Here is a 239-nt window from a genome sequence, read left to right as displayed (position 1 = left end):
GTTTGTGCCGCAATAACAACTATATTCACAAGCGACATAACAATCCAGTCGGCGGTGTTCCTTGTTGTGTCACTTGTTTCGCTTATTGTGACACGACCGCTTGTAAAACGCTTTAAAAGGCGTAACAAAACAACGGGAACAAACGCAGACCGCTACATCGGTCAAGTCGGATTTATGCTCACAGATTTAACCGATATTGACAAAACAGCACAGGCAAAAGTTGGTGCGGAAACTTGGAC

1 protein-coding gene is annotated in these 239 nt (G+C 44.4%); it reads left to right on the top strand.

Annotated elements, in window-relative coordinates; translation table 11 throughout:
- Positions 1–239, top strand: a 239-nt coding sequence (locus tag RBATCC27255_RS10350) for an NfeD family protein (RefSeq protein WP_169923191.1), incomplete at both ends; no start/stop codon positions are given.

It is taken from the genome of Ruminococcus bromii, from assembly GCF_002834225.1.
Taxonomy (GTDB): Bacteria; Bacillota; Clostridia; order Oscillospirales; family Acutalibacteraceae; genus Ruminococcoides; species Ruminococcoides bromii.
This window is presented reverse-complemented; position numbering and strand designations above follow the sequence as displayed.